The organism is Fictibacillus enclensis, from assembly GCF_001457035.1.
Classification (GTDB): Bacteria; Bacillota; Bacilli; order Bacillales; family Fictibacillaceae; genus Fictibacillus_C; species Fictibacillus_C enclensis.
On the sequence record NZ_KQ758617.1, the window covers coordinates 234159 to 259904 of the forward strand.

Here is a 25746-nt window from a genome sequence, read left to right on the forward strand (position 1 = left end):
CCTTTTTCCTAAACTGCCAATTATCCACATATTGATGGTCAGGCGTGCATATCTTCATTGGTATGAAAAAAAGTTAAACTGCCTTAATATGTGCTTAATCATTGCGGGTTAAAATGGCAGGGAAAAGGAATAGGAGTGGAAAGGTATGAAGACATACTGCTTTTTGCAGGAAAAAATGAATTCCAGAACAATATCAAAGCTTGTTCATAAAGCGAACGAATTTGAAGAGTGTCAAATCTATTTCGAATTCGATAACTGCCAGATGAATGCCAAAAGCATGTTAAGCATGAGTAAACTCTCAGGCATGGCTGGCTTGTGCTGTATAACAGCGCAAGGACAGGATCAGCAGGATGCCCTTGAAGGAATACGTGAGATTTGTGCAGGAAAATTAGTGTAGCCTTATGCGCCTGAAAATTCCTGGGACCCTTTAATGGCTTTGGCCATCACTTTTACAGATTTTGCTTTTCATATCGCTGCGAGTGAAAGTTTCAGTGGAACGGTAATCACCAAATCCTTCATCATGGCTCTGGTGCCTTCACTGCTGATTATGTTTTATCTTGAACGGAAAAATAGGTCCAGGAGCGGTTGACGCTCTTCTTCCTCCATGATAAAGTAAGACTAATTTAAAAAAGCTTATCCAGAGCGGTGGAGGGAAAGGCCCGATGAAACCCGGCAACCTTCAGGCAGATTGTCTGAAAAGGTGCCAAGTCCTTCAAAGGTACAACTTTGAGCGATAAGAGATGAAACCGGAATGTAACTCTCTTATCATCGATAAGGGAGTTTTTTAGTACTAAAAAAGTCATTTGCTACATAACATGTTTCAATCTCATATGTACTCTTATCCAGAGCGGCGGAGGGAAAGGCCCTATGAAGCCCGGCAACCTACAGGCATATTGCCTGAAAAGGTGCTACTACCTGCAGGAGAAATCCTGGATGATAAGAGGAGGCCGTGACGCCCTCTTCTTAGGAAGGGGGCTTTTTTCATTTCGGAGCTATTCTCGAGAGGTAAGCTTATCCAATCAAACAAAGGGAGAGATATCATTGAGTGAAATTAAAATTGCATTGCTGGGACTGGGAATTGTGGGAACCGGGGTATATTCCTCATTGTTAAAAAGAAAACCTGAGATTGAACAGTTGCTGGGAAAAAAGATCCGTCTGTCAGGAATATTGATTAAAAATCCGGCAAAACCGAGGTCCGACTTTCAGAAAGCGCCATTATACTCAGAGTTTGAAAAAATTCTGGGTAAAGAGGCGCCAGATGTGGTCATTGAAGCCATCGGGGGAATTGAACCGGCCAAAACGTACATTACCCGGTCACTGGAAGCAGGGTGCCATGTAATTTCCGCCAACAAAGACCTGATTGCCCGTCATGGGGAAGAGCTAACAAGCCTTGCGAAAGCAAGAGGAGCACGCTTTGTATATGAAGCAAGTGTAGGCGGCGGCATCCCGGTGTTAAGGACACTGAGGGAGCTTTTGCGAATCAATAAAGTACAGCACGTGGAGGGAATATTGAATGGAACGTCCAATTTTATTCTCTCGCACATGAGAACAACTGGATCTACGTTCCCGGAAGCTCTGGAACTCGCCCAGCAAAAGGGATATGCAGAACCTGACCCGACGAATGATATTGAAGGGCTGGATGCTTTTTATAAAGCCATGGTGCTGAGTAAGTGGATTTATGGTGAACAGCCGTTATGGGAGGAAGCCGAGGTAAAGGGAATTGGAAATGTGCGTCTTGAGGAAATACAGCTCGCAGAACAGCTTGGACTGCGCCTAAAACATCTGGTGCTCCTGGATGACAGTCTCGAGCTGAAGGTGAAACCGGTGTTGGTAGACAGTGAACATCCGCTTTATGGAGTGGAAGGAGTGGACAATGCGGTCCGTATTCAGACGGATCTTCTTGGCTGTTTAACCTTACAGGGACCAGGTGCAGGGGCTGAAGCAACAGCAAGTGCCATCGTGGAAGATTTTTTATCCCTGTATGAGACGGGCAGCGTTTATCAGGACAAACCGGCCGTATCTGAAGTCGTTCATAAGAAACAGTCCAAAGAGGGAACAACCTATCTTTTGTTTGGTGAAAAAGAACACATTTCGGGAGAAACAATTTCTGCACTGCAGCTTCAAGGAGCAGTACTTGATACGGTTTCCCTGCCGGATTCCTCTCTCATCGCGTTCCTGTACGCTGGAGATTTGCCTGTAAGCACATTGCATTTCACCAGCATTTATCCTGTGAGACTCTCGGCTGCAAGCGAGGTTGCTGAGGAAGTTCTATTATAAAAAAATAAAAAGATCCAGGCGGACAACCGCCTGGATCTTTTTTGCTGCTTGAACGATTAGCAGCTGCTGCTGCTTTCACAGCCGCCGTGGCCGTGACCGGACCAGCATGAACAGCCGATGATGATCAAGAGGATGAACAATACGATGATGATCGCAAATCCTCTTCCGCCGCCATAACCGTAACCGCCGTAACCGCCGCATCCGCCGCCATAACCATACCCATAAGAAGCCGTTGACACAGGTACGTTTAACGGAGCGTTAATTGGTGCATTAATCGGTGAGTTTGCATACATTTAAAATTCCTCCTTTAATATCCAATTCCAACATTCTCGATACAGTATATGTAGGAGGCATCACTCGGTCTGGACGTTTGCCTTGTTGGCAAGCCTAATTACCGTGCAATGAAAAACGCACACTTTAGGGGAAACCAAAAGCGTGCGTGCAGATTACTGCGCGAGCTGTGCTTCTATTTCTTTTTTCATATCCTTCGGTGAGGTTTGAGGAGAATGGCGGGATACGACTGCTCCTTGTTTGTTCACCAGGAATTTGGTGAAGTTCCATTTAATTGCCTTTGATCCTAAAATCCCGGGTGCTTCTCTGGTTAAGTAGGTAAAGAGAGGGTGTGCATGATCGCCTTTTACATCCACCTTGGCAAACATCGGGAAGGTCACTCCGTAATTCAACTGGCAAAATTCCTGGATTTCCTCTTCATTTCCAGGTTCCTGGCCAGCAAACTGGTTGCATGGGAACCCCAGGATCTCAAGACCCTGATCTTTGAATTCATCGTAAAGCGCCTGAAGTTCCTTATATTGCGGAGTAAATCCGCACTTACTGGCTGTATTGACGATAACCAATACCTTACCTTCATACTCCTGAAGTGATTTTTCCTCGCCCATGATTGTCTTCGCATGATATTCGTAAACAGACATAGCATCCTCCCGTATGTACGTATTAACATTCATAGTAATAGTGTAGTAGTTTTATGGCCGAAAAGAAAATAAAACGCTTTCTTTTTCAGGGACTAATAGCATGGGACCAGGGTTGCTATTTAGTTACATGGAATCATTTTATGGTCAACAAACAATAAAAGACAAAATATTCCTTCAATTCACTTTATACTGTAACTAACTTACATATTTTGCATAACAGTCGATTATTGGAGGCGATAAAATTGAAAAGTCGAAAGACAAAGAAAAAGCTCATAGCTGTGTCGATGGCTGCTGCCATTCTGCTGCCTTTGCAGCTAGCTACCGTCCATGCGGCCAGCCCTTCCACAACGGCAAAGAATGAAGCCATGGTGGTAAAAATCCATCTGAAGAACCGTGCGGACCTGGACAAACTACTAAGCTATGGAATTGATCTTACGGAAAACCTTAACCAGCATGCAGGCCAGGGAATGGAAGCTGACGCTATCCTGACCAAAGAAGAGATTGAAATTTTGCAATTAAGAGGGTACAAGACGGATGTTATTTCCACCCAGCATGAAATTCAAACCTTGAGGCAGGAGCGCCAATTTACGGTACAGCAGGAAAAAGACCTGGCAGCAGCCAAGGACAAGGTTACCATTTTACGAGCCAACTATTTTACAAGCCAGGGCGGCAAATTCCTGTATGTCGAGGCGAAGACGGATGCAGGCTCTCTCAACTCAACCGTACTTACCGCAACATGGGACAAAGGAAAGAATACGGCATCTGGATCAGGTGGAACAGCAGCGCTTGAACGAATAGAGGACGCGGATGTCTATATGTATCATTCGATGCTGCTGCCAGTGGACACCCGTCCTTCAACCGTTAACATTACGAGCAGTCTTGGCGGCACCATGGAAGCAAAAGTGACTGATTGGATCGGTGGCAAAAAACCAACTCCAGGTAAACATTATGTATCGGATTTTACAGACCATTATATGACCCCAACCGAGCTCGATCAGCGGATCACCAAGCTGGCAAAGCAATTTTCCAGTATTGCGGAAATTGTGGAGCTGCCATATGAGACCAATGGTTACCGCAGAAAGGCACAGACAATAATTGGAGATCAGGCGAATCCCGCTTCGGCTGTCGTCATTACCTCGAAAAAGTGGGGCCATGAAGGCGGAAACAGCATCAGCCTCCAGGCAGTAAAGCAGGAGGGCGCAAATCTTCCGCTGTCCATTGATACAAAGGAAAACACGATTGTTGTCAAACTGGCGACTGATCCCGCCGGACAAAGTTCGAGTAAAGCAAAAGACGTCATTCAAAAAATTAACGCAGAGGCAGGAAGTCTCGTTACCGCCACCTCCTTTAGAGGCAGCAGTGGAGAAGGTCTTGTAGCCTCAACGGAAAAATTGAAGCTCACGGATGGCTTAAAAGCGCCGGAGTCGATTTCGCGCGAACCGCATACAATGAAAGCAATTCGGATCGGAAAACATCGGGATGGCTCGAAAGCCGGCGTTCTCCTTTATTCACAGGAGCATGCCCGTGAGTGGGTGACACCGCTCGTATCCGTGGAAACGGCGGAAAGATTGCTCAGAAACTACAGTACAGACAAAGCGACACGCAAGTTGGTGAATAACCTTGATATTTTTATCGTCCCTTCTGTCAACCCGGATGGAGCCACCTATTCTTTTTATGATTATAACTGGCAACGAAAGAACATGACCAATCATTGCGGCCCCGAGAAATCGGACCCGGCTCTCCGCAATACATGGGGTGTCGACCTGAACCGCAATCACGGAACCGGTTCGGTGTATGATGGGTATCTTGGCTCTTCGACAGATTGTCAAAGCTCGGTTTACGGAGGACCTACAGAGCAGTCAGAACCCGAAGCCAAAAATTTGATCAGGCTGGCCGATGAAAATCCAAATGTGAAGTTTGCCATGAATGTCCACAGCTACGGCGGCTATTTCATGTGGCCTCCGGGAGCGTACAAAGCTCTTGGGAGGGAAACATTGCCGCGTCCGACTGCCGGACAGGAAGCCTTCTTCTGGAGCGCGTCGGAGCGGATTCTGCAGCAAATAAAGGAGTATCGCGGAACGACCATTTTGCCAGGACGCACGGGTCCTGTACCGGATGTGTTGTATTCTGCAGCTGGAAACTCGGCAGATGCCCTGTGGTATAACAATCGCATTTATGCATGGGATTTTGAGGTGGGCGCCGATTTATGGAACGCCCAGGAGAGAAAATGGGAGCCCGTGGGATTTCAGCCGCCTTTTGAGGAAGGACATGAAGAGGCAATGGAATTTGCCAACGGCCTGATCGGAATGCTGGATGTTGCCTATGATTACGAGCATGACAAAAAAGCGCCAACTTCCAAGCTCCACGTGAAGCGCAGTATGGAAAATGCAACGCTTGAATTTTCGACGTCTGAACCCGCAACGATTTACTATACGACCAATAACAAGCGGCCGACTTTCTCATCCAAAAAAATAAAAATCAGCGGTATTCGTGAAGGTGCAGAAAAACCGGTTCTTGAGCAGACGGCAACGGTGAAATGGTTTGCCGTAGATGCGAGCGGCAATATCGAAAATCATTATAAACCTGAGGGAAAAAAAGATAACTACCGCTCCGAAACGGTGAAAGTCAAATAGCAAGGGAAAAGGCAGTGCACGACAAGTGCACTGCCTTTTTAACCTGCTTCTGAAAAACGTTCAGCCCGGGCCCGATAGACCTGGTAAAGAACCAGGGCAATGATTGATAACACGATACCTGAGATATAAGGCAGCCCTGCGGCTTTGGCAAACAGCCAGCCTCCAAGGGGGGGACCGATAATCCGCCCGAGTGAATCGAAGGAAGACAGCAGGCCGGTAACACTGCCGTGCCCCGAGGTGGAGGTTTTTGTCAGAAGGGCCGATACACTTGGCCGAATGACGCCATTGCCAATTCCGAAAATGGAAAGGAAAATAGCAGCAGTCGTGAAGCTGTGGACAAGAAGAATTAAGCCGAATCCGACTGCGGAGAGAACAATTCCCCCCTGAATGACCTTTCCTTCTCCATACTTTTTGGTTAAACGGCCAACAAGTCCCCCTTGCACAAGAGCGCCGGCAAACCCCATGATCATGAAGATGTATCCAAGGTGATTCGTATCAAGTCCCGCTTTCTTTGCGGCGAAATAAGCAAAGGTCGCTTCGAGCCCTGATAAAGAAAGTGAAATAAACAGCTGCAGAACAAAGAGAATCGAAACCTCGCCCTTGAACGCTTCCCACCTGGATGCGCCTTTTACATTTCCGGTTGTTCTCATGTCTTTCGGAAGTGATTCCTTTAATACAAAAAGAACCAGAAAGAACGTAATGAGCGAAGAAGCTCCGGCAAGATAAAAGGGAGTGTTCAGACTGGACTCGGAAAAAATACCGCCAATAGCCGGTCCGAAAATGAACCCAAGGCCAACGGCAGCTCCGACGATGCCCATGCCTTTCCCCCGGTTTTCAGGGGTTGTAATATCGGCCACGTAGGCCATCGTTGTCGGCATATTCGCTGAAGACAGAAGTCCTCCGGCAATGCGGGCCGCAAAAAGCATCCAAAGCTGGCTGGAGACAGCCATTAAAAAGAAAGAAACAGCTAATCCTGCAATCCCGATCAGCATAACCGGCTTTCGTCCAATCCGGTCGGAAATCCTGCCCCATACCGGGGCAAACAACAGTTGCATCAAAGAATATACAGCCATCAAAAAGCCGAGCTGAGCAGGACTTGCTCCAACCTTTTCCGCAAAAAAAGGAAGGACAGGAATAATGATCCCGAATCCAACCATTACTAAAAACATCACTAAAAATAAGATTGGCAACGCTTTTTTATTTTCCAATCTCAGAATCCCCCCTGATGAGATCATCCATCTTTTCTCTGATCTTTTATTAACTCTATTAACGTACCTCTTTTGTTTCTTTTAATCAACTTACTGCCTATACATTTTGAGGAACAGAGGCTTCTTTTATGTGTTCGGGAACCCTGCTTGTTTTTAAGAAAAGGTACAAGCCGGTGCAAACCAGAAAACCGCCGGCTCCCTGAAAAAGGGAGATGCTTTCATTCAGCATGAAATAAGCCAGGATGCTTGCCCCCACAGGTTCACCAAGGATATTGACGGAAATGGTGGTTGCACTCACATAATTCATCAGCCAGTTGAACAGGACATGCCCGAATACAGTTGGGATAATGGCCAGCAAACAGAAGATGAGCCAGTCGTGGCCACCATATCCAGTCATGGGAATGCCGGCTGCCCCGTTATACAAAGCAAACACAAGGACAGCTGAAATAAACACGGCAAGACTGTAGAAAAAAGAAGGAATATGACGCAATAAGTGCTGTCCGATAAGCATATGTACAGCTACGGCAAGCGTTCCGAAAAGGGAAAGTAAGTCTCCTAGCAAGTTTTCCGCAGAAATCCCGATATCCCCCCATCCAATAAGAGCGGCCCCGCAAATTGCAATCGCCATTCCCATAAGGGAGGCAGAGGATGTGCGTTCTTTAAACAAGAAAAAAGCCCCGATTAAAACAAACACCGGCTGCAATGCCAGAATAATGGTAGAACTGGCCACCGTAGTCAGCTTGAGGGAGCCCATCCACAAAAGGAAATGAAGGGCAAGGAACGTTCCGGATAAAAAAAGAAGCAGCCAATGTTTTGGCTGAATCAGTTTAGCCTTCTTCCATTGATTTTTTGTAAATGGAAGCATGAAAAGAATCGTAAACAGCAGCCGGTACATGCCCTGTACAGACACAGGGGCATCAGAGAGTTTCACAAAAATAGAAGAAAATGAAACGGCAATAATGCCGACAATGAGCGGAATAAAAACCGGAATGGGACATTTTGTTTTTTCCATGGAGGCCTCCAGCATATACGCATTGATCTATAAGACTATAAGAAGTATACAAGATTTCTGCGAAAAAATATCATAAATACGAAAAGATTTTCCATCCGATCCAAATAAAGGCCGGCTCCACACGTGGAACCGGCCTTCTGGCGTTTCAGGAACTATTTATTGTGCTCGTTGTTTATAAGAAAAGTTTCTCGTGAAAAGGCGGTAAAGCACATGAACGGCAAGTACGCCTGCGACCAGCAGGGCAGAAAGGCAAACATCCTTAAGTTCCGTCCGTTTCACAGCGATCCCGATGAACGCCCATACAAAAACGAGTGAATAGAAATTGTCTCTGTTTCTTGAGGTGAAATAAAAGGGCAAGACGATCCCAACGATGAGCATGATAACGGTCCAGGTAACATCGCTGAAGCCCTAACCGTTCGAATTATGAGAAACCAGGAACACGCCCGTATTGACGATTGTAGCTACAGACACCCAGCCGATATAAATCGAGAATGAAAGCCGGGTCCAAACGGAGAAGCAAAGTGGCCAACAGACCAAACATGATCAGCAGAGACAAGCCGACTTGCTCGTAATGCCAGGCAAAAATCCAGGCTGAATTAAAAAGGGAGTCCTGCCGCGCTGGCAATTAAACGTATCGTATCTGATTTCATCATTAGTCTCTTTTCAGATGGCTGAGCATGTCTAAGTAGTACCCTTTTCAAAAAGGTTCAAGCGGATTCAAGGAATAAAGCATCCAAAAGAGAATATGTACTTCAGGCATGAAGTTAAAAAGGAAAGAGCAGGAGGGAAAATGTATGAGAAAACTCGCAAATGGTGCAGCCATGCTCGATGTGAATGTGAACGGAATGTTGATTCATCCCGTCCTTGTATGGGACGAGAAGTCAGCCGTTTTGATCGACACAGGTGTGCCCGGCCAACTGCAGAACCTACGGAATGAAATGGAAACAGCAGGCGTTCACTTCCAAAATCTCACGCATGTTATTCTGACGCATCAGGATATTGACCATATCGGCAGCCTCCCGGAACTGCAGGAAGCACTTGGACAATCTCTTATTGTATACGCACATGAGACCGAACAGCCCTTTATTGAAGGCGATAAGCCTTTAATAAAAACCGATCGCAGCCGGCTGACTGATGAAGAATTTGAGGCTCTTCCCGAGATGGCAAAAGCGTTCTATGAAGTTCCGGCACCAGCTTCCAAGGTGCATATTCCGTTAAAAGGCGGAGAGGAACTTGAATTGGCAGGAGGCATATCTGTTATTTTTACCCCGGGGCATTCACCTGGCCATATCAGCCTCTATTTGAAAAAAAGTAACGTGTTGGTTGCAGGAGATTCAATGTACAGCATGAATGGTGTATTGTACGGGCCCCACAAGGAAACGGCGCTCGACTTGGAAGAGGCCGAGAAATCCATCCAGCACTACGCCGCTTATCATGTGGAACAGGTTGTTTGTTATCATGGGGGGCTCTGCAATGAAAATGCAGGGGAACAGCTCCAAAAATTGATCCATCAAACCCCAAGAGTATAAAAAAGAGCAGTCAGGGTCTTGGCCCTGGACTGCTTTTTTAATTCGCTTTGTGGACACTGCTGCTGACAAGTTCCCATTGCATAAATTTATATTTCCAGATCGAGTCGGCAAAGGCTACAGAATCGCCATTGGCAATTCCAGATATGCGCTGGACGCCCCGCAGTTCAAATACACCGTCTCCGTTTACATCCACAGGGGTCAGCATACTGAATTTATTCGCCGAGACTTTAATCGGTTTAATGAGCGTTCCGTTTTTATACACCTCGGACGTTTCATATTTTTGTCTTCGTTCAGCCAGATTGATGGACGTAATTTTACCGGTGTTTTTAACCAAAATGGTAGCGTAATAACCGTCCGTAAACCGCCCGCTGATCCCGAGTGAAGAAGGAACCGGAATTTCCACTACATGATTGTTCTTTGATGAAACCAGATGAAAGACGGAAGTACCGCCCCTTCCGCCGGTTTCAGCTGAAATATAGGTTTCCGGAATACGGTCGCCATTAAAATCAAAGAATTGAATGTTTGGGTGATATCCTCCATCGTTTAAATTTAACGTGGTAAAACGGCGGGTAGCCCCGTCTTGAAAGATCAGGAAAAGATTTTCCGAATATATATTTTCCTGCTTTTCCTTCTCACCCATTAGCGTAACAGTATCGGGCTGTTTGTCTCCCGTCACATCCATTTTCCGCTGATCGATTACGAAAATGGATGATCCGCTTTTACTATCAATGTTTTCTGTCTGTGGGTCGAGCGGTGTGGCATGTATGGGTGAACCCGCAGTAATCAGCAGGATGAGGAAAAGAAGCAGATTAAAAAAGATGGACTTCACGTGTGTTGCCTCCTTTTTGCCTTCTTGGCTTTAATATGCGGAAAACATTGGCATATCATACCGGGATCAGTTGTTTTATGTAAAAAAAATGAAATGTATTTTACGGGTTAACCGAAGATCGAACTGGGTATAGAAGCGTAAGGAGGTTATAACAATGAAACAAACAGCCAGTATGAAACCATGGATCCTAGTTGGGCTGGGCACCTCTGCAGCAGCGGTTTGGTTATCAGCCAAGCCGAACAGAATCCGCACGAAATTAGCATTCAATAGCATCAAAAGAAAAATAAGGCCAGACTATTCCAGTAAAACAAAAGTGTTGCCTGTTGATAAAGGCGGCCATCCGGATCCGAGTGACTATGAAGATTCAAAAATGGTTTCCGAAGGTTCTGCCTATGGGGTCCAATATTTTAATGAAAAAAAGCAGTGAAATAGTACAAAACCATTACGTTTTATTACAGCATCATGACATCAGCTAAGTTCGCCTCATCCGTATGTTATATTATGTTGAAATAATATACGGATGAGGTGATTTATATGAAAGCAAAAATTTTCATCTTAACTGCAGTTTTTTTGCTGGTCACTTGTACGGCGTATGCAGCCGATTCCATCAGCTTGAAATCATCTGGCGGCGATAAAACATCATCTTCTGCTGCATTTGATGGCTCCTATGCTACCATTTCCATTAAAAAGACTTCGGGTAGCGGAAAAATCAAGCTGGAGCTTTGGAAAAAGCACTTATTCTTCATGGATGAAAAAGTTGGACAGACGGCATGGGTAAGTAGTAACGGAGTAGGTTACCAAAAAGTTTATAATCTCGAGGATTCCGGTAATTATTATCTTAAAGTAGTAGATTCTGGTAAAGCAGGCGGCAGTGGAATTGCCGTCAATTATAAAGCCACCTCATTTTTGCAATGAGATACTTAGAAAAAACGGAAGCGAAGGTCTGCAGACCTTCGCTTCCGTTTTGTAGTTGCTGACAAGAAGATTGGAAAAATGACAAAAGAAGAATATATCACTGTAATCTCTAGTCCGTCATCTTTCTCCAGGGTAAAATTTTTCACCCAGTTCCCAAGATTCTACAAGCTTGTAGGCTGCTTGCTGCGGATAGCCCATCCCATACAAATAAGCCATGGCAGCCGTCTCCCGCAAAGCATGTTCATAGGAGGTTTTTGGCGCCTCGGCCAACCCCCGCTGAACAAACCATTCGACTGACGTCATGGTAGATAATTTTAAGGGATTGTTGTATGGTGTGTAGTAACTTCCTCCGGGCATCCCCGGGTATCCTGCACCGGCTCCTGTCATTCCTCCAGGCATAGCCCCTGTCATTCCACCAGGCATTGCGCCAGGCATTCCACCAGGCGCTGCTGGAAAGGGCATGGGACCGGGGTAAGGTGGATATGGATAAGGCATCACGTTCGATTCACCTCTTCTGTAAATGGCCTTCACGACATTGTAGTGTATGCCAACGCCTACTAAACGGTGCGGGTCGGATGTTTTTCCAACCGAAACACAATGATGCAGAATATTTAACCTAATGTAAATTTTAAGTATAATGGAATGGGTACGATAATATGAGCGCAAAGGCAGGGAAAGCTGAATGAAAATTTTAGTCATGAACGGCAGCCCGACGGCTGAATCACGAACAAGAGGAATAGCTGAATATGCAGCAAACGTTTTGCAGGAAAAAGGGGTGGAAGTGACGTTTTTCGACGCTGGCAAGGATCGTCTTCCATTGTATACAGGTGATACAGCGGAACAGGAAAACGAAGCGGTTCAGAAGTTGATCCAGGCGGCGGATGAAGCACAGGGCTTCTTCATTTGTACACCGGAATACCACAACGGCATGAGCGGGGCGCTGAAGAATGCGCTTGACTTCCTCACAGGCAATCAATTTAAAAACAAACCTGTGGTGATTACTGCGGCTGCCGGCGGAGGAAAAGGCGGTATCAACGCACTGAATAACTTGCGTACTGTTATGAGAGGACTCTATTCGTTGGTCATAGCTGACCAGTTTGTCGCTGATCCTATTCATTTTAATGACGAACGCGAGCTTACAGAAGAACTCGCAACACTTCGTGTGAATTCGTTGATCGATCAACTGATGGACCTTACAAAATTGGTATCATCCAATTCTAAAAACTAAAAACAAAAAAGAGGCAGCTTCCCATTGGAACTGCCTCTTTTTTTTTGATTATTTAAACCAGCTTGAAAGCTCAAAGTACCAGATGACGCCAAGAAAAAGGAATCCAAGCGACAAAACGATGTATTTGACGTATTTCACGAAGATTCTCCTATCTTTTTTATCAGTATGGCCCAAAAAACCAGAGAATAAAAAAGAGTTGGCGTGAAACTTTGTATAGTTTTGTAACTTTATCACTTCTTTTGTTGAATCCCTTCTCAAATGCTTGGTTTTTATAGATAATATCTCTGTGTATCGAATGATGATGTTGGAATTGATAGAAAAGGAGAGCTTGTGCGTGAGTACTACAGAATATCGGTTAAAAGGACTGTTGGAATCAATTGGAGCAAAGAAGGAAGAGCTGATCAGGCTGGCTTTTCTCAGAGGGTTTACGAATCACGAGACGGTTCAATGCAGCCAGGAGCTGGATGGCCTGTTGAACGAATATCAAAGAAATTGCTGTTAAGACAAACTGACAAGCTGCTGGGTTAAAAGGTCAACCCGCGTCAGGATAGCCCGTTTGATCAAGACCGGGTGATCATTCCTGAATTCGCTGAGCAGTCCCCGGATTTCGGTGACCAGGTCCATCTCGCTTTCGAGAAAAGCACCCGGGTTTACTTGCCTGGGGAAGTTAATGACATTATTTTTCATCAAAACACCTCCGCGTAACATACTTCTATTTGCATATATACATTCCATAAAAAAAGCAACATCCCTGCATGAAATTGTAAATGTTTTCAAAAACGTAATTCCAGACTCCATCAGTAAGCAACTAGATTGGCTATAACCTATGGTTTTTTGCCTTTTTCAAAAAAGGGATCCGGGCAAATGTATATGTTTTGCTGCGACCATTATTAAAGGTAAAATGTTGATATGCTTAAAACCTGCGGGAGGGATACATTGTTAAAACCCTGTTTTGGCTTGGGAGTACATAAGATAGAATAAGGGATGAAGTCTGCCAATCAATAAAATCCGCCCTTAGCAAAGTATACAAGAGCATTGATACAGCAGCGGTCTACGGTAATGAAGAAGGCGTAGGACGTGAGATTGTACCTATGGTCAACCAGGTGGAGTACCATCCGGGGCTTGCGCAAATAGAGCTTCTAGCGTTCTGAAAGGAAAGCTGCATTCAGATGGAAGCCTGGAGTCCTTTGATGCAAGGGGAATTCTTGAACCATCCAGTTCTTGCTGAAATTGCAGAAAACCAGGCAAGTCTTTGGCGCAGGTTTATTCTTCGGTGGGATCTTCAAAACGGAGTGGTAACCATTCCGAAATCCGTCAAGGCCCACCGTATCCGGGAAAATTCCTAGGTTTTTAATTTTGAACCTCCCTGACAATTTTGATTTTTAAGAATTGGATAGCATAGAAAAGAGCCGCCGGTAATGATACCGGTTGGCTCTTTTCTATGTTTATCAGTTGTAATAAGCTTTCATTTCTATGAGTGCAGAAACAAGATATTCCCAAGTACGAATAGTTGAAGGAATGCTGAGATGTTCTTCTGGTGTATGAACATCAAACATATCGGGACCCAGGGAAATAGCGTCAATATGCGGCAGTTTTTCGGCAAAAATCCCGCATTCCAGCCCGGCGTGGATTGCTACAATTTCTGGGCGTTTTCCGTAACGTTCTTCATACACTTCTTCAAAAAGCTTCTGAACCTTTGAATCCTTGCGATACGGCCATTCGGGATAATCCGCCTGAGTCGTGAAAGAGGAACCTGTCACCCGGGCTATGACCTCGTTTTGCTTCAGAATCTGCTCTTTTAAGCTTTTTACTGAGCTTCGGATTTCGCTGATAAATGTGATGGTTGATGCGGTGCTTGATACCACACCAAGATTGGTGGAGCTTTCGGTAAGTTCCGCAATCTCCTGGCTCATGGATTGTACTCCGTTTGGAATCAGCATGAGCGAATGGATGACACATCGGGTGGTTTCATCTGAGTAAACCCTTTCCGGCAGGTCGTCAACTTTCTCTACTGTTATTTTAACTTTAGGATCCGATGTTCTTAGTTCCTTTTTGAAAGTGACTTCCCACGCGGCTGCCACCTCCGGAACGCGTGTGGCATGCGCTGCCGGCACATGAATAACAGCCTCTGCTTCACGAGGAATTGCATTGGATTTTAATCCGCCGGAAATGGAAGACAAGTTGAAATCGAACTCTTCAGAAAGGCCATTCAGAAGCCGGCCGAGAAGTTTATTGGCATTTCCCCTGCCCTTATGTATGGACATGCCGGAATGGCCGCCAAAAAGACCGCCAATCTGAACATGGAAAACGTTTGTGTGCTCCGGCAGAGAATCCCGCTGAATGGGCAAACCTTGAGCAGCTGTGATGCCGCCTGCGCTGCTGACCAGAAGCTTGCCTTCTTCTTCAGAATCCAGGTTAATGAAGATCTCCCCTGAAAAATGTTCAGGGCTTACTTCCAGAGCTCCTTTCATTGTTGTCTCTTCTTCTGTAGTAATAACCACCTCGAGAGGGGGATGAGAAATATCACTGGCATCAAGGAGGGCAAGCGCATAGGCAACAGCAATGCCGTTGTCCGCTCCAAGGGTAGTGCCGTTCGCATACAGCATGTCCCCTTTGATCTGCAATTCAAGTGGGTCTGTGTCAAAGTTATGGACGGTTCCTTTGTTCTTTTCACAGACCATATCCATGTGACCTTGAAGAATAATGGCCGGAACATGCTCATAACCTTCTGTGGCTTCTTTTTTAATGATTATGTTGAGGGCTTCATCCTGAATCACATTAAGATTTCGTTTCGTTGCAAAATCCAGAAGATAATCGCTGACTCCTTTTTCATTACCTGAGCCCCGGGGGATGGAAGAAAGTTCTGCGAAATAATGAAATACGGGGTGTTTTTTTAATTCTGTCAATGTCATGTCCATTCATTTCATCCTTTGTCTTCATTTTTCTGTAATCACATATGTCTAGAGTAGAGAAAGCTGCCGAAATAATCAATGGCACAACACGGTAAACAAATGAATCTTAGTTGCTTGACTCTATTCATTTCCTCTTGTAGAATTATCAGGTAAAGAAGATTACGAGTGCGTAGTTACACCAAGAACAGCATATTGGCTCCGTAGCTCAGTGGATAGAGCGTCGGTTTCCTAAACCGTGCGTCGCAGGTTCGATTCCTGCCGGGGCCGCCACTAGATAAAAACAATACTGGCAGCGCGGTGCTGTCTTTTTTTATGCTTTTACCGGCATAATTTGAACGTTTTCTGAACACTGTAAGAACTTAATGTGACATTTATCACAAACATGTATTAGTTCTGTTAAAATAGAGTCATACTAATGATAGATATGAAAAGATGGTGATCTTAATGGGTGAAAATGCTGCTCCAAGCATTTTTAAAGACTATATACAAATTACAAAGCCTGGTATTATCACTTCAAATTTGTTGGGAACCATAGCCGGCTTTTGTATCGGTGCGAGAAACTTGTCATCTAGCCTCAGTTTATGGGAGTTGTTCTTTTGGACCGTTCTCGGAACTGTTTTTGTTATCGGATCATCTGCCATTGTTAACAATGTTTACGATGCGGATATCGATAAGCACATGGAACGGACAAAAAACCGCCCGATTACCAATGGAAGAATTCCAAAACGGAATGCCATTTTGCTTTCCATTGTAATGATCGTGATTGGCGAATTAATTCTTGGCCTGATGGTTAATCCAATAGCTGCAGTGATTGGCTTTACAGGATTTGTATTTTACGGTTTTGTGTATACAATGTCCAAGCGGGTAACCGTTGTGAACACGGAAATTGGCTGTATTTCAGGCGCTACTCCGCCGATTATCGGCTATACGGCTGTAACCGGAGAATTTGATTTGATTGCATTGCTTCTGTTTGTTTTCATGTTTGCATGGCAACCGCCTCATTTCTTTGCTCTTGCGATGAAGCGTGCCGAAGAGTATAAGAGTGTCAACGTGCCTATGCTGCCAAACAAGGTAGGCTTTAAGCAAACAAAGGTACATATTTTAATCTATACCGTGTTTGCTGTTGCAGCTTCGTTGCTTCTGTATTTCTTTAATGTTCTGGGCATCTGGTATTTGATTGTGGCAGGCATTTTGGGAGCAGTCTTCCTGTTCCGTGCCATTCAATCCTTTAAATTTAGAGAAAAAGAAAGCGAACTGGTCTGGTCCGGGAAAATGTTCAAGTTTTCAATTATGTATTTAACGTTAATGTTTGTGACCATGATGTTTGCTCCTCTTTTCGGATAATGTAACCAAATAAAAGAAAGAAAACCCCCTGTTTCGGCAAAAAATCCCGAGGAGGGGGTTTTTTGTGTTAAAGTACAGTAAGCTGATTTTTGCTTGCTGATTAAATCGCAAGCTTAATGGAGTTTAAGGGTAAGAAAAAAAAGGTATTGAACATGTAATTGAGGCATGATCAGGAGGTACAAATGCATGCAGAAAAGTAAACCCATCATTGTTCCGCGTTACACCTTTTCAGAAATTTATGGGCCTGACTTGATTTTTAACCCCAGGCCATCGTTTGCCCATAATAAATGGATCCCGGATTGTCCAGTCAAGCTTGATTTATTAACTGGCAGCCAGTTTGCTGTAATGGGAGAAATGCCGGTTATTTGCAGCCGGTCCGTAACAACCAGGCAGGCGACAGATCTATAGGAGAGGGCCGGACTGCAGCTTCGGTTTCCCATGCATTATTACTCCACTGAAGAAGATTACCGCAATTTGTTCAAACGGCTTGAGGACGAACGGAAACGGATGGTGGTTCAGCATATTCATCCTGAAGAAGAAATGTCAGCTCTAAACTACTGGATCGACCCGAAGCTGGTTCAGTATTTGAATAATAAAGCAAATCTTGAAGAGCTGGTGCCGGAAGGGCATGCACCAAAGCGTGTGAGTACCACAGCTGCAAAGCTTCATGAACATCTCGAAGCTTTTTCGCTTCCATGTGTTGTTAAAGCAGCGACGAATGAAGCAAATGCAGCAGGCTTTGATGTGTTTATCTGCAAAACTGATGAAGATATCCAAAAGGCTGAGAAGTTTTTTGAAACCTGTGAAGGCATCGTAATCGAAGAGTATTTGGAAATTGAACACAATTACTGTGTTCAGTTTGCTTGTACATTTGATGAGAAGTTGATTTACCTTGGCAGTACTGTTCAAAATATTGATGAAAACGCAAAATATAAAGGAAACTGGGTGGACGAAGATTCTGAACCCGATAGCGAAGTCATTAAAATCGGCAGGCGAATTATGGAAGAGGGCTGTAAAAGAGGCTACAGGGGAATTGCCGGTTTTGATATTGCTGTTACGCCGGATGGAAGAAAGATCGCGTTTGATTTAAATTACAGGGTCAATGGTTCGACGGCGGCTCTGCTTTTGAAGGACAGCATCACTGAGCAGCTTGGGAAAAGGGTAGTCAAATATGTATCCTGGAAATCGTCAGGCGGAATTGAACCGTTATACGACACGGTAAAACAAGCGATTGAAGACGGATATTTTGTGCCGCTTTCCATCTATAACGGAAGCGAAAGTCCCTATGAGGATGCGGATACACTGATTCAGGGACTGGTCCTTGGGGACAGCAGGTACGAGGCTGATCAAAAAGAACATATTTTTGAACGGGCTGGTCTGTCCTGAACCCGTCAACAAAAAAACTCCGATAAGGAGTTTTTTGTGATTGTTTAGTGAAGTGGGGTTAGGGTAATTACTAATAAGAGAGCCATACGGATAAAGGAGGATAAGCAATGAGTAAAATGGTAATCGGGGTATATGATTCAGAAAGCGAAGCGATTGATCGCATTCAAGGATTGGTTGACCAGGGGTACAACGCCAAAGACATATCCATCCTGGCTAAAGACGATGGAACGATGGATCGGGTGGCTGACAAGACCAACGTTTCAGAAGAACATTTGGATGAAGATGTGAACGAAGCAGCCTATGGGACAATTGCCGGGTTTCTTTCCGGTATTGGCGGAGCCATTGCTGTTCCGGGTCTTGGCGTTCCTGGTATTGGGCCGCTCCTCGCCGCAGGGCCGTTTGCTTCCATGTTTTCGGAGGATTCAGAGGAAGACTTAAAAGAGCTCTTAATGTCCCTTGATTTGTCCGAACGAACGGCGGAACGTTATGTTCAGAAAGTGGAGCAGGGAAGTGTAATGGTTTTCCTTGAAAAGGATGCCGTAAAGCTTTAGAATAGGGCAATACATACTAACAATTCCAAGCGGATAGCTCGGAAAAATATTTGACAAATTGAAATCCCTGGTATATGATAGAGCACATCAAGTAAATATGACGTATTTCTTATCCAGAGAGGTGGAGGGACATGGCCCTTTGAAACCTCGGCAGCGGGTTTTTCGTTTTTTGAAAAAATACTGTGCCAATTCCACCAGGTTCCCTAAAGAACCTGGAAGATAAGAAGAGCAAATTTCTATTATGGAATTAACATTCTCTTCTTGTCTTGGAAGAGAATTTTTTATTGCAAAAAAAACTGAATGGTTTTCTTATCCAGAGAGGTGGAGGGACTGGCCCTTTGAAGCCTCGGCAGCGGGTTTCCGGCAAACGGAAATACTGTGCCAATTCCGTCAAGCAGTTAGCTTGGGAGATAAGAAGAGAAGCTTTAATCATTATTAGCTGGCCTCTTCTTGTGTTCACAAGAAGAGGTTTTTTTTGTTGGAGCAGTTTGAAGGGGGAACACACGATTGATTCGATTTGAGGAAGTTACCAAGATTTATGAGAGCGGCAAAAACCAGGTCAAAGCACTTAACAATGTGAGCTTTGAAATAGATAAAGGAGAGATTTATGGAGTGGTTGGGTACAGCGGTGCAGGGAAAAGCTCGCTGCTGCGGTGTGTCAACTTGCTTGAGAAGCCTTCCTCCGGACGGGTGCTGGTGGACGGAGAGAACATGGCTGATCTTTCACCGAAAGAGCTCCGGAAAAAACGGAAAAACATTGGTATGATTTTTCAGCATTTCAATCTGCTGAATGCGAAAACGGTGTTTGATAACATAGCAACGCCTCTTTACCTCCAGGGAGAAAAGAAGAGTGCCATTAAAGAAAAAGTAAACAATCTGCTTGAGTTTGTCGGACTTTCCGAACATGGACATAAATACCCGGATCAGCTGTCAGGCGGTCAAAAGCAGCGGGTGGGCATTGCACGGGCGCTGTCTACGGATCCGGAGGTTCTGCTCTGTGATGAGGCCACCTCGGCGCTTGACCCGCAGACCACATCAAGCATCCTCGAGCTATTAAAAAGAATCAATAAGGAATATCACATCACTATTCTGATCATCACCCATGAAATGAATGTGATCCGTGAGATTTGCAGCTCGGTCGCGGTGATGGAGAAAGGTAAAGTGATCGAGAAGGGCAGTGTTTTTGAAGTCTTTTCCCGGCCGAAAACAGAAACCGCACGTCGATTTGTAAGCTCTGTCCTTCAGGATGAACTTCCTGATTCGCTGAAAAACATCTTGAGGAACCAGGACAAAAATCATCAGGTGTTCCGCATTGTTTTTACAGGAGCTTCAACAGGACAGCCGCTTTTATCTCAAATTGCAAAAAAGTTTGATGTCGATGTCAGCGTGCTGTACGGACATGTTACCGAACTGCAGGATGTTCCATTTGGAAATCTCGTAGTTCAGCTGATTGGGGACGAACTGGAAATCCGCAGGGCCGTCTTTTTTGCAGGACAGGGTGATGTGGAAGTAAGGGAGGTTATTGAACATGCCAGTTGATTGGAGTACATTCTGGGTCGACATCCTGGATGCGACCGGTGATACATTGATCATGGTCGGTGTTTCATTATTGGCATCGGCAGTGATCGGCATCCTGATCGGTATTATTCTCGTCGTAACGAGAAAAGGCCACATTCTTGAAAATTTACCTGTGTTTAATGTGCTGAATGCCATTGTGAACGTTCTCCGTTCCATACCGTTTATCATTCTCATGGTAGCCATCATTCCGTTTACACGTTTAGTTGTAGGAACATCCATCGGGACAGCGGCGGCGATCGTTCCGTTGATTGTATACGCAGGGCCTTATATTGCCCGGCTGGTGGAAAACAGCTTGCTGGAAATTGATCCGGGAATTGTGGAGGCTGCAGAAGCCATGGGTGCAACGCCTTGGCAAACCATTTTCCGCATCCTGCTCCCGGAAGCTTTCAGTTCATTGATCCTGTCATTGACCACCGCGACCATCGGTTTGGTCGGTGCATCTGCCATGGCTGGTGCAGTCGGAGGCGGAGGCCTTGGTGATTTGGCTATTGCTTACGGATACCAGCGGTTTGATACGGACGTTATGATCGTAACGGTGGTTCTGCTCATTATCCTGGTGCAAGGATTACAAAGCTCAGGAAATGTGATTTCAAGAAAATTAAGAAGAAGATAGCGAAAGAAAAGGGAGAGATACATCATGAAAAAATATTCACTTATCGTTTTAGTTATCGGGGTGCTGTTGTCGGCTTTCTTAAGCGGATGCAGCGGCGGAAGCAAAGAGGAAAAAGTAAAAATGGGCATTAGTGGATCGGACAGTGATGTCTGGAAATACATTGCGGAAAAGGCTAAAAAGGAAGGAATCGATCTTGAAACTGTGGAGTTTTCTGATTATGTTCGTCCCAACCAGGCACTGGCGGACGGAGATATTGACGCAAACTCGTTCCAGACCATTTCTTACTTTAATTCCTTTAAAAAGGAACATAAATTGGATTTAGCACCGATTGCCACAACCGTAATCGCGCCGATGGGCGTTTACTCTGAAAAATACAAAGACATCAAGGATATACCGGATGGAGCAACCATTGCCCTCCCGAATGAAGCGACAAATATGGGCCGCGGACTTCTCTTGCTGCAAAGCGCCGGTCTCATCAAGCTGGAAAAGAATTTTGACGGCAATGGAGATTTGAAAAAAGTTATCGAGAACAAGAAGCATTTAAAGCTTAAGCCTGTGGTTGCAGGACAAACACCGCGCGTGCTTCCGGATGTGGCAGCTTCCATCATCAATAATGGGGTGGCAGTGGACGCAGGAATGAATCCAAAGAAGGATGCTATTTATCTGGAGAGCAAGACCGCCAAGCCTTACATCAACATTATTGCGGTCCGAACAGAGGATAAGAACAATAAGACGCTAAAGAAAATCGCGAAGATTTACCAATCCAAGGCTACTGCCAAGAAAATCAATGAAATCTATAAGGGCGCAACCATTCCAACGTTCGTCCCATTAAGTGAAATAGGAGAATAAAAGAGAGAGAAAGGATCTGAGAAAATGACTGTCATCAGCCGTACTGTAGAGGAAATTCAAGAGCTTATCACTGTGAATGTAGAGGAAAATGCAGCAACATACATTGAGACCTCACATGAGATCCATGAAAATCCAGAAATCGGAAATGAGGAAATTTTAGCGTCCAGGCTACTGACCTCATTGCTTGAACGAGAGGGGTTCAAGGTAGAACGTGGTGTAGCTGGCCATGAAACATCGTTTGTTGCCAGCAAGAAATCAGCACTGGATGGCCCAACGATTTCGTTTCTGGCTGAATACGATGCGCTCCCGGGGCTTGGGCATGCCTGCGGTCATAACATCATCGGAACCTCAAGTACGGCTGCGGCGATTGCTCTTGGGTCCGTGATTCATGAAATTGGCGGTGAAGTCAAAGTGTTTGGTACACCGGCTGAAGAAGGCGGGGAGAACGGAAGTGCAAAAGGCAGTTTTGTTAAACAGGGACTGCTTGAAGGCACAGATGCTGCCCTGATGTTTCACCCGGGTAACGCCAACCGGGTAACGGGAACATCCCTCGCGGTTGATCCGCTCGATTTTGAGTATATCGGTAAACCTGCTCATGCGGCAGCGGCACCGGAAAAAGGCATCAACGCGCTTGACGCCGTCATTCAGCTGTTTGTCGGAATCAACGCTCTCAGGCAGCATGTACCGGATGATGTGAAAATTCATGGGATCATCACTCATGGAGGAGATGCACCGAACATCGTTCCGGAATACGCCAAAGCACGTTTTTACATTCGTGCCGCCACACGCGCCAAGCTGGATGAGGTGACGAAAAAGGTAAAAGGGATTGCTGAAGGTGCAGCTCTGGCCACAGGTGCAACGTTGAATGTGATCGCCTTTCAAAACCAGGTCGATAACCTTTTATTGAACCGTTCCTTTGATAAAGTATTTCAAGAACAACTCGAAAGCCTTGGTGCTGAAGTTGACAGTTCGCATCGAAGCGGTTTGGGATCCACTGATGCCGGCAATATCAGCCAGGTGGTTCCAACCATTCATCCTTATCTGCAGATTGGCCCGGAGAGCCTGGTAGGACATACCGATGAGTTCCGTGAGGCGGCCATTTCACCGGCAGGAGACCATGCGCTCATTCTCGGAGCCAAGGCACTGGCATTAACCGCATTGAAGCTTCTGACAGACGAAGAAGTGCTCTTCGGCATCAAGCAGGAATTTGAAGTGAACAAAGCGAAGGAGATTGCTTCTGTTTAAGGTCTGTTTTTTCTGGATGATTGGATGAATTGAACCGAATTTCGAATAATTGAACCAAAATCTGCTGCTAATTGAACCTGTTTTATTATTCCGACTTCTGGCGGAAAAACCTCTCGAACAAACGGGAGGTTTTTCTTTTTAACATGTGGAGTGGTACGATAATCTCAAGGAGGCGTTACAGATGATAAAAAGCATTTCAGATACAACCGTGCTGCATAACGGTGTTCGCATGCCATGGCTGGGGCTCGGCGTCTATAAAGCGGAGGATGGCCAGGAGGTCATTAACGCCATTCAATATGCGCTCGAAGCGGGATACAGAAGCATTGACACAGCTTCGTTTTACAAAAATGAAGAAGGTGTGGGACAGGCCCTCATGGAGTCGGGTGTTCCAAGGGAAGAACTTTTTATTACCACAAAAGTGTGGAATACGGAGCAGGGTTACGAAACCACACTGCAGTCTTTTGAAGAAAGCAGAAAGAAGCTCGCCCTCGATTATGTGGATCTTTTCCTGGTCCATTGGCCCGTTTCTGGCAAGTACAAAGACACTTGGCGAGCGTTGGAACATCTCTATAAAGAGGGGAAGGTGAAGGCCATCGGTGTTTGCAATTTCGAAATCCACCATCTGGAAGACTTGCTCGGTGACTGTGAAATTGTGCCAATGGTCAATCAGGTGGAGTTCCATCCCCGTCTGACCCAAAAAGAATTGCTGTCTTATTGCAAGGACAAAAATATTCAGCTTGAAGCATGGCGGCCCTTGTTAAAGGGAGAACTCTTTGGTGAGCCTGTATTAGTAGAGCTGGCAAAAAAATATGAAAAGACAGTCGCACAGGTCATTCTCCGTTGGGATCTCCAAAATGGTGTCGTCACCATACCAAAGTCGGTAAATAAGGAAAGAATCTATCAAAACAGCGATATCTTTGACTTTGAATTAAGCAGAGAAGATATGGAACAGATCGACAGATTGAATACGAATCATCGAAACGGACCCAATCCGAACGACTTTTAAAAGAAAAAACAGTAAGATTGTCACAAAAGGCCACCTGTTATAGAACAGATGGCCTATTTTTTATTTTGTTATAAAAAGATGTTGCACATCCTTGTCATTGTGTTATATATTATTTTACAAGATAATAAACTGTTTTATAACAGAATAAAAACACGAAGAGGAGGAAGTTAAATGGATTGTAAAGGATGCCAGGGGCATGGTGAGGAAACTTGCACGGAATGCAATGGTTCAGGGAAGCACAGGAACGGGAATTGCCCGGATTGCCAGGGTGACGGATGCGTATGCTGCAAACGTTGCAACGGAAACGGAATCATTGATTAAAGAGCTAATGGAACGTTTGTGAGGTACATGATCGCTATATTAAATAAGGAGTGAAAAATGATGAATCAAAAAGAAACGGCTGAACAAATCAAGGAGAACTGGAACGACAAGCGGTGGGAAGGAATAGAAAGAACGTATACGGCAGAAGACGTTGCCAGATTAAGAGGTTCGGTTCAAATTGAGCATACTCTTGCAAAAAGAGGGGCTGCGAGGCTTTGGAAATCACTGCAGGAAGAGAACTATGTTCATGCGCTGGGAGCATTAACAGGGAATCAGGCCGTTCAGCAAGTAAAGGCAGGACTGAAAGCGATTTACTTAAGCGGCTGGCAGGTAGCGGCAGATGCCAACCTTTCGGGTCACATGTACCCGGATCAAAGCCTGTATCCGGCAAACAGTGTGCCTAATGTCGTGAAAAAGATCAACCAGGCATTGCAGCGGGCCGACCAAATTGAATTCTCCGAGGGGAAAACGGACACCGACTGGTTTGTACCTATTGTTGCAGATGCGGAGGCCGGATTTGGCGGTGCGCTTAACGTTTTTGAAATGATGAAGGCGATGATTGAGGCGGGAGCTTCCGGTGTGCATTTTGAAGATCAGTTGTCCTCTGAGAAAAAATGCGGCCATCTTGGAGGAAAGGTGCTGCTCCCGACACAGCAGGCTGTGCGCCACCTGATTTCTGCAAGACTTGCCGCAGATGTGATGGGTGTGGATACGATCCTCATCGCACGGACAGATGCCAATGCGGCGAACCTGATTACAAGTGATGTTGATGCGTATGACCATCCGTTTTTAACGGGTGACCGTACAGCGGAAGGATTTTACAGAACAAGTGCCGGAATTGATCAAGCCATTGCCAGGGGACTTGCCTATGCTCCATACGCAGACCTGATCTGGTGCGAGACATCGGAACCGAACCTTGAAGAGGCACAAAAGTTTGCAGATGCGATCCATGAACGTTTTCCAGGTAAAATGCTCGCTTACAATTGCTCGCCTTCCTTTAACTGGAGAAAGAAGCTGGATGATGAAACAATCGCGACTTTCCAGCAGCAGATTGCAGCGATGGGCTACAAGTTCCAGTTTGTTACTCTAGCAGGCTTTCATACCCTTAACCATGGCATGTTCGAACTTGCGAAGGAATATAAAACTAGGGGAATGGCAGCCTACTCGGAATTGCAGCAAAAAGAGTTTGACAGTGAAAAGGATGGCTATACGGCTACCCGCCATCAACGAGAAGTAGGTACAGGCTACTTTGATGAAGTGGCTCAGGCCATTTCAGGGGGCCTTTCTTCAACCACAGCATTAAAAGGATCGACTGAAGAAGAGCAATTCACGATCACCAATTGAAGTTTAAAAGAATCCTGCTTTCTCTTAAAGGGAGAGC

Annotated in this window: 27 protein-coding genes, 1 tRNA gene, 1 pseudogene and 4 riboswitches; of the genes and pseudogenes, 21 read left to right on the forward strand and 8 right to left on the reverse strand. The window is 45.3% G+C overall.

The features are described 5' to 3' along the window. Positions 1–145 precede the first annotated feature (145 nt). Positions 146–397 (forward strand): HPr family phosphocarrier protein, encoded by a 252-nt coding sequence (locus AS030_RS01270; RefSeq protein WP_061967510.1) that lies wholly within the window; start codon positions 146–148, stop codon positions 395–397. A 233-nt stretch (positions 398–630) separates the two neighbouring features. Then, positions 631–740, forward strand: a riboswitch (SAM riboswitch). A gap of 95 nt (positions 741–835) precedes the next feature. Continuing rightward, positions 836–943, forward strand: a riboswitch (SAM riboswitch). Positions 944–1041: 98 nt separating this feature from the next. Continuing rightward, the gene (locus AS030_RS01275; protein WP_061967512.1) at positions 1042–2277 is read left to right on the forward strand and encodes a homoserine dehydrogenase; all 1236 of its coding nucleotides are present in this window, start codon (positions 1042–1044) and stop codon (positions 2275–2277) included. Positions 2278–2333: 56 nt separating this feature from the next. Here AS030_RS01275 and yjcZ read toward each other — a convergent pair whose 3' ends face one another. Then, complete coding sequence (gene yjcZ / locus AS030_RS01280; protein ID WP_061971408.1) at positions 2334–2516, reverse strand: sporulation protein YjcZ; 183 nt, start codon at positions 2514–2516, stop codon at positions 2334–2336. Between the two features lie 207 nt (positions 2517–2723). Continuing rightward, on the reverse strand, positions 2724–3206 hold the full coding sequence (locus AS030_RS01285) for a glutathione peroxidase (protein ID WP_061967514.1): 483 nt from the start codon (positions 3204–3206) through the stop codon (positions 2724–2726). Between the two features lie 242 nt (positions 3207–3448). Between AS030_RS01285 and AS030_RS01290 the strand changes: the two genes are divergently transcribed. Beyond that, entirely contained in the window at positions 3449–5839 is a 2391-nt protein-coding gene (locus tag AS030_RS01290) for a M14 family metallopeptidase (protein ID WP_061967516.1), read from the forward strand. Between the two features lie 38 nt (positions 5840–5877). On the opposite strand, the gene AS030_RS01295 is transcribed toward AS030_RS01290, so the two are convergent. Then, positions 5878–7074, reverse strand: a complete 1197-nt coding sequence (locus tag AS030_RS01295; protein ID WP_061967518.1) for an MFS transporter — start codon at positions 7072–7074, stop codon at positions 5878–5880. A gap of 70 nt (positions 7075–7144) precedes the next feature. Continuing rightward, positions 7145–8059, reverse strand: coding sequence for a DMT family transporter (locus tag AS030_RS01300; protein ID WP_061967521.1), 915 nt, complete (start codon positions 8057–8059; stop codon positions 7145–7147). A 794-nt stretch (positions 8060–8853) separates the two neighbouring features. Here AS030_RS01300 and AS030_RS01310 point away from each other — a divergent pair. After that, positions 8854–9588 (forward strand): MBL fold metallo-hydrolase, encoded by a 735-nt coding sequence (locus AS030_RS01310; protein WP_061967525.1) that lies wholly within the window; start codon positions 8854–8856, stop codon positions 9586–9588. A 37-nt stretch (positions 9589–9625) separates the two neighbouring features. On the opposite strand, the gene AS030_RS01315 is transcribed toward AS030_RS01310, so the two are convergent. Continuing rightward, on the reverse strand, positions 9626–10417 hold the full coding sequence (locus AS030_RS01315) for a hypothetical protein (protein ID WP_061967527.1): 792 nt from the start codon (positions 10415–10417) through the stop codon (positions 9626–9628). 154 nt (positions 10418–10571) lie between these two features. Between AS030_RS01315 and AS030_RS01320 the strand changes: the two genes are divergently transcribed. Continuing rightward, positions 10572–10844: a hypothetical protein gene (locus AS030_RS01320; protein ID WP_061967529.1), complete on the forward strand. Its 273-nt coding sequence runs from the start codon at positions 10572–10574 to the stop codon at positions 10842–10844. 107 nt (positions 10845–10951) lie between these two features. Continuing rightward, positions 10952–11332 carry a hypothetical protein gene (locus AS030_RS01325; protein ID WP_061967531.1) on the forward strand — a complete coding sequence of 127 codons (381 nt, stop codon included), beginning with the start codon at positions 10952–10954 and terminating at the stop codon, positions 11330–11332. Between the two features lie 117 nt (positions 11333–11449). Here AS030_RS01325 and AS030_RS01330 read toward each other — a convergent pair whose 3' ends face one another. Further along, positions 11450–11830 carry a hypothetical protein gene (locus AS030_RS01330; protein WP_420889627.1) on the reverse strand — a complete coding sequence of 127 codons (381 nt, stop codon included), beginning with the start codon at positions 11828–11830 and terminating at the stop codon, positions 11450–11452. 184 nt (positions 11831–12014) lie between these two features. Between AS030_RS01330 and AS030_RS01335 the strand changes: the two genes are divergently transcribed. Both AS030_RS01335 and AS030_RS01340 read left to right on the forward strand, forming a co-directional pair. Beyond that, a complete protein-coding gene (locus AS030_RS01335; protein WP_061967533.1) occupies positions 12015–12560 on the forward strand; it encodes an NADPH-dependent FMN reductase in 546 nt (181 codons plus the stop codon). 334 nt (positions 12561–12894) lie between these two features. Next, positions 12895–13062, forward strand: a complete 168-nt coding sequence (locus tag AS030_RS01340; protein ID WP_090231865.1) for an aspartyl-phosphate phosphatase Spo0E family protein — start codon at positions 12895–12897, stop codon at positions 13060–13062. Here AS030_RS01340 and AS030_RS01345 read toward each other — a convergent pair. Further along, positions 13059–13247 carry a hypothetical protein gene (locus AS030_RS01345; RefSeq protein WP_061967537.1) on the reverse strand — a complete coding sequence of 63 codons (189 nt, stop codon included), beginning with the start codon at positions 13245–13247 and terminating at the stop codon, positions 13059–13061. The two genes, AS030_RS01340 and AS030_RS01345, sit on opposite strands and share 4 nt — an antisense overlap. Before the next feature lie 222 nt (positions 13248–13469). Here AS030_RS01345 and AS030_RS24175 point away from each other — a divergent pair. Further along, a pseudogene (locus AS030_RS24175) lies at positions 13470–13903 on the forward strand (aldo-keto reductase family protein); the annotation flags it as partial. A gap of 105 nt (positions 13904–14008) precedes the next feature. Here the strand turns inward: AS030_RS24175 and AS030_RS01350 are convergent. Continuing rightward, entirely contained in the window at positions 14009–15478 is a 1470-nt protein-coding gene (locus AS030_RS01350; RefSeq protein WP_061967540.1) for an aminoacyl-histidine dipeptidase, read from the reverse strand. Positions 15479–15666: 188 nt separating this feature from the next. On the opposite strand from AS030_RS01350, the gene AS030_RS01355 reads away from it, so the two are divergent. The 12 genes from AS030_RS01355 (at position 15667) to aceA (ending at position 25709) form a co-directional block, all read left to right on the forward strand. Further along, positions 15667–15742, forward strand: a tRNA-Arg gene (locus AS030_RS01355). 174 nt (positions 15743–15916) lie between these two features. Further along, positions 15917–16816 (forward strand): heme o synthase, encoded by a 900-nt coding sequence (cyoE, locus tag AS030_RS01360; RefSeq protein WP_061967542.1) that lies wholly within the window; start codon positions 15917–15919, stop codon positions 16814–16816. 186 nt (positions 16817–17002) lie between these two features. Further along, on the forward strand, positions 17003–17224 hold the full coding sequence (locus AS030_RS01365; RefSeq protein WP_061967545.1) for a hypothetical protein: 222 nt from the start codon (positions 17003–17005) through the stop codon (positions 17222–17224). 30 nt (positions 17225–17254) lie between these two features. Then, the gene (locus AS030_RS01370) at positions 17255–18202 is read left to right on the forward strand and encodes an ATP-grasp domain-containing protein (protein ID WP_061967548.1); all 948 of its coding nucleotides are present in this window, start codon (positions 17255–17257) and stop codon (positions 18200–18202) included. A gap of 107 nt (positions 18203–18309) precedes the next feature. After that, positions 18310–18753: a YflT domain-containing protein gene (locus AS030_RS01375; protein ID WP_061967551.1), complete on the forward strand. Its 444-nt coding sequence runs from the start codon at positions 18310–18312 to the stop codon at positions 18751–18753. A gap of 106 nt (positions 18754–18859) precedes the next feature. After that, positions 18860–18979: riboswitch (SAM riboswitch) on the forward strand. Between the two features lie 80 nt (positions 18980–19059). Continuing rightward, positions 19060–19170, forward strand: a riboswitch (SAM riboswitch). A 90-nt stretch (positions 19171–19260) separates the two neighbouring features. Continuing rightward, on the forward strand, positions 19261–20292 hold the full coding sequence (locus AS030_RS01380) for a methionine ABC transporter ATP-binding protein (RefSeq protein ID WP_061967553.1): 1032 nt from the start codon (positions 19261–19263) through the stop codon (positions 20290–20292). Then, complete coding sequence (locus tag AS030_RS01385; protein WP_061967556.1) at positions 20282–20944, forward strand: methionine ABC transporter permease; 663 nt, start codon at positions 20282–20284, stop codon at positions 20942–20944. Before AS030_RS01380 ends, AS030_RS01385 begins: the two co-directional genes overlap by 11 nt. A 24-nt stretch (positions 20945–20968) precedes the next feature. After that, the gene (locus tag AS030_RS01390) at positions 20969–21793 is read left to right on the forward strand and encodes a MetQ/NlpA family ABC transporter substrate-binding protein (protein WP_061967558.1); all 825 of its coding nucleotides are present in this window, start codon (positions 20969–20971) and stop codon (positions 21791–21793) included. 24 nt (positions 21794–21817) lie between these two features. Further along, positions 21818–23038 carry a M20 family metallopeptidase gene (locus AS030_RS01395; RefSeq protein ID WP_061967560.1) on the forward strand — a complete coding sequence of 407 codons (1221 nt, stop codon included), beginning with the start codon at positions 21818–21820 and terminating at the stop codon, positions 23036–23038. Between the two features lie 181 nt (positions 23039–23219). After that, complete coding sequence (locus AS030_RS01400; protein ID WP_141687003.1) at positions 23220–24044, forward strand: aldo/keto reductase; 825 nt, start codon at positions 23220–23222, stop codon at positions 24042–24044. Positions 24045–24240: 196 nt separating this feature from the next. Continuing rightward, positions 24241–24387, forward strand: coding sequence for a hypothetical protein (locus AS030_RS23330; RefSeq protein ID WP_156412540.1), 147 nt, complete (start codon positions 24241–24243; stop codon positions 24385–24387). Positions 24388–24422: 35 nt separating this feature from the next. Then, positions 24423–25709, forward strand: coding sequence for an isocitrate lyase (gene aceA / locus AS030_RS01405; protein WP_061967562.1), 1287 nt, complete (start codon positions 24423–24425; stop codon positions 25707–25709). Positions 25710–25746: the final 37 nt, after the last annotated feature.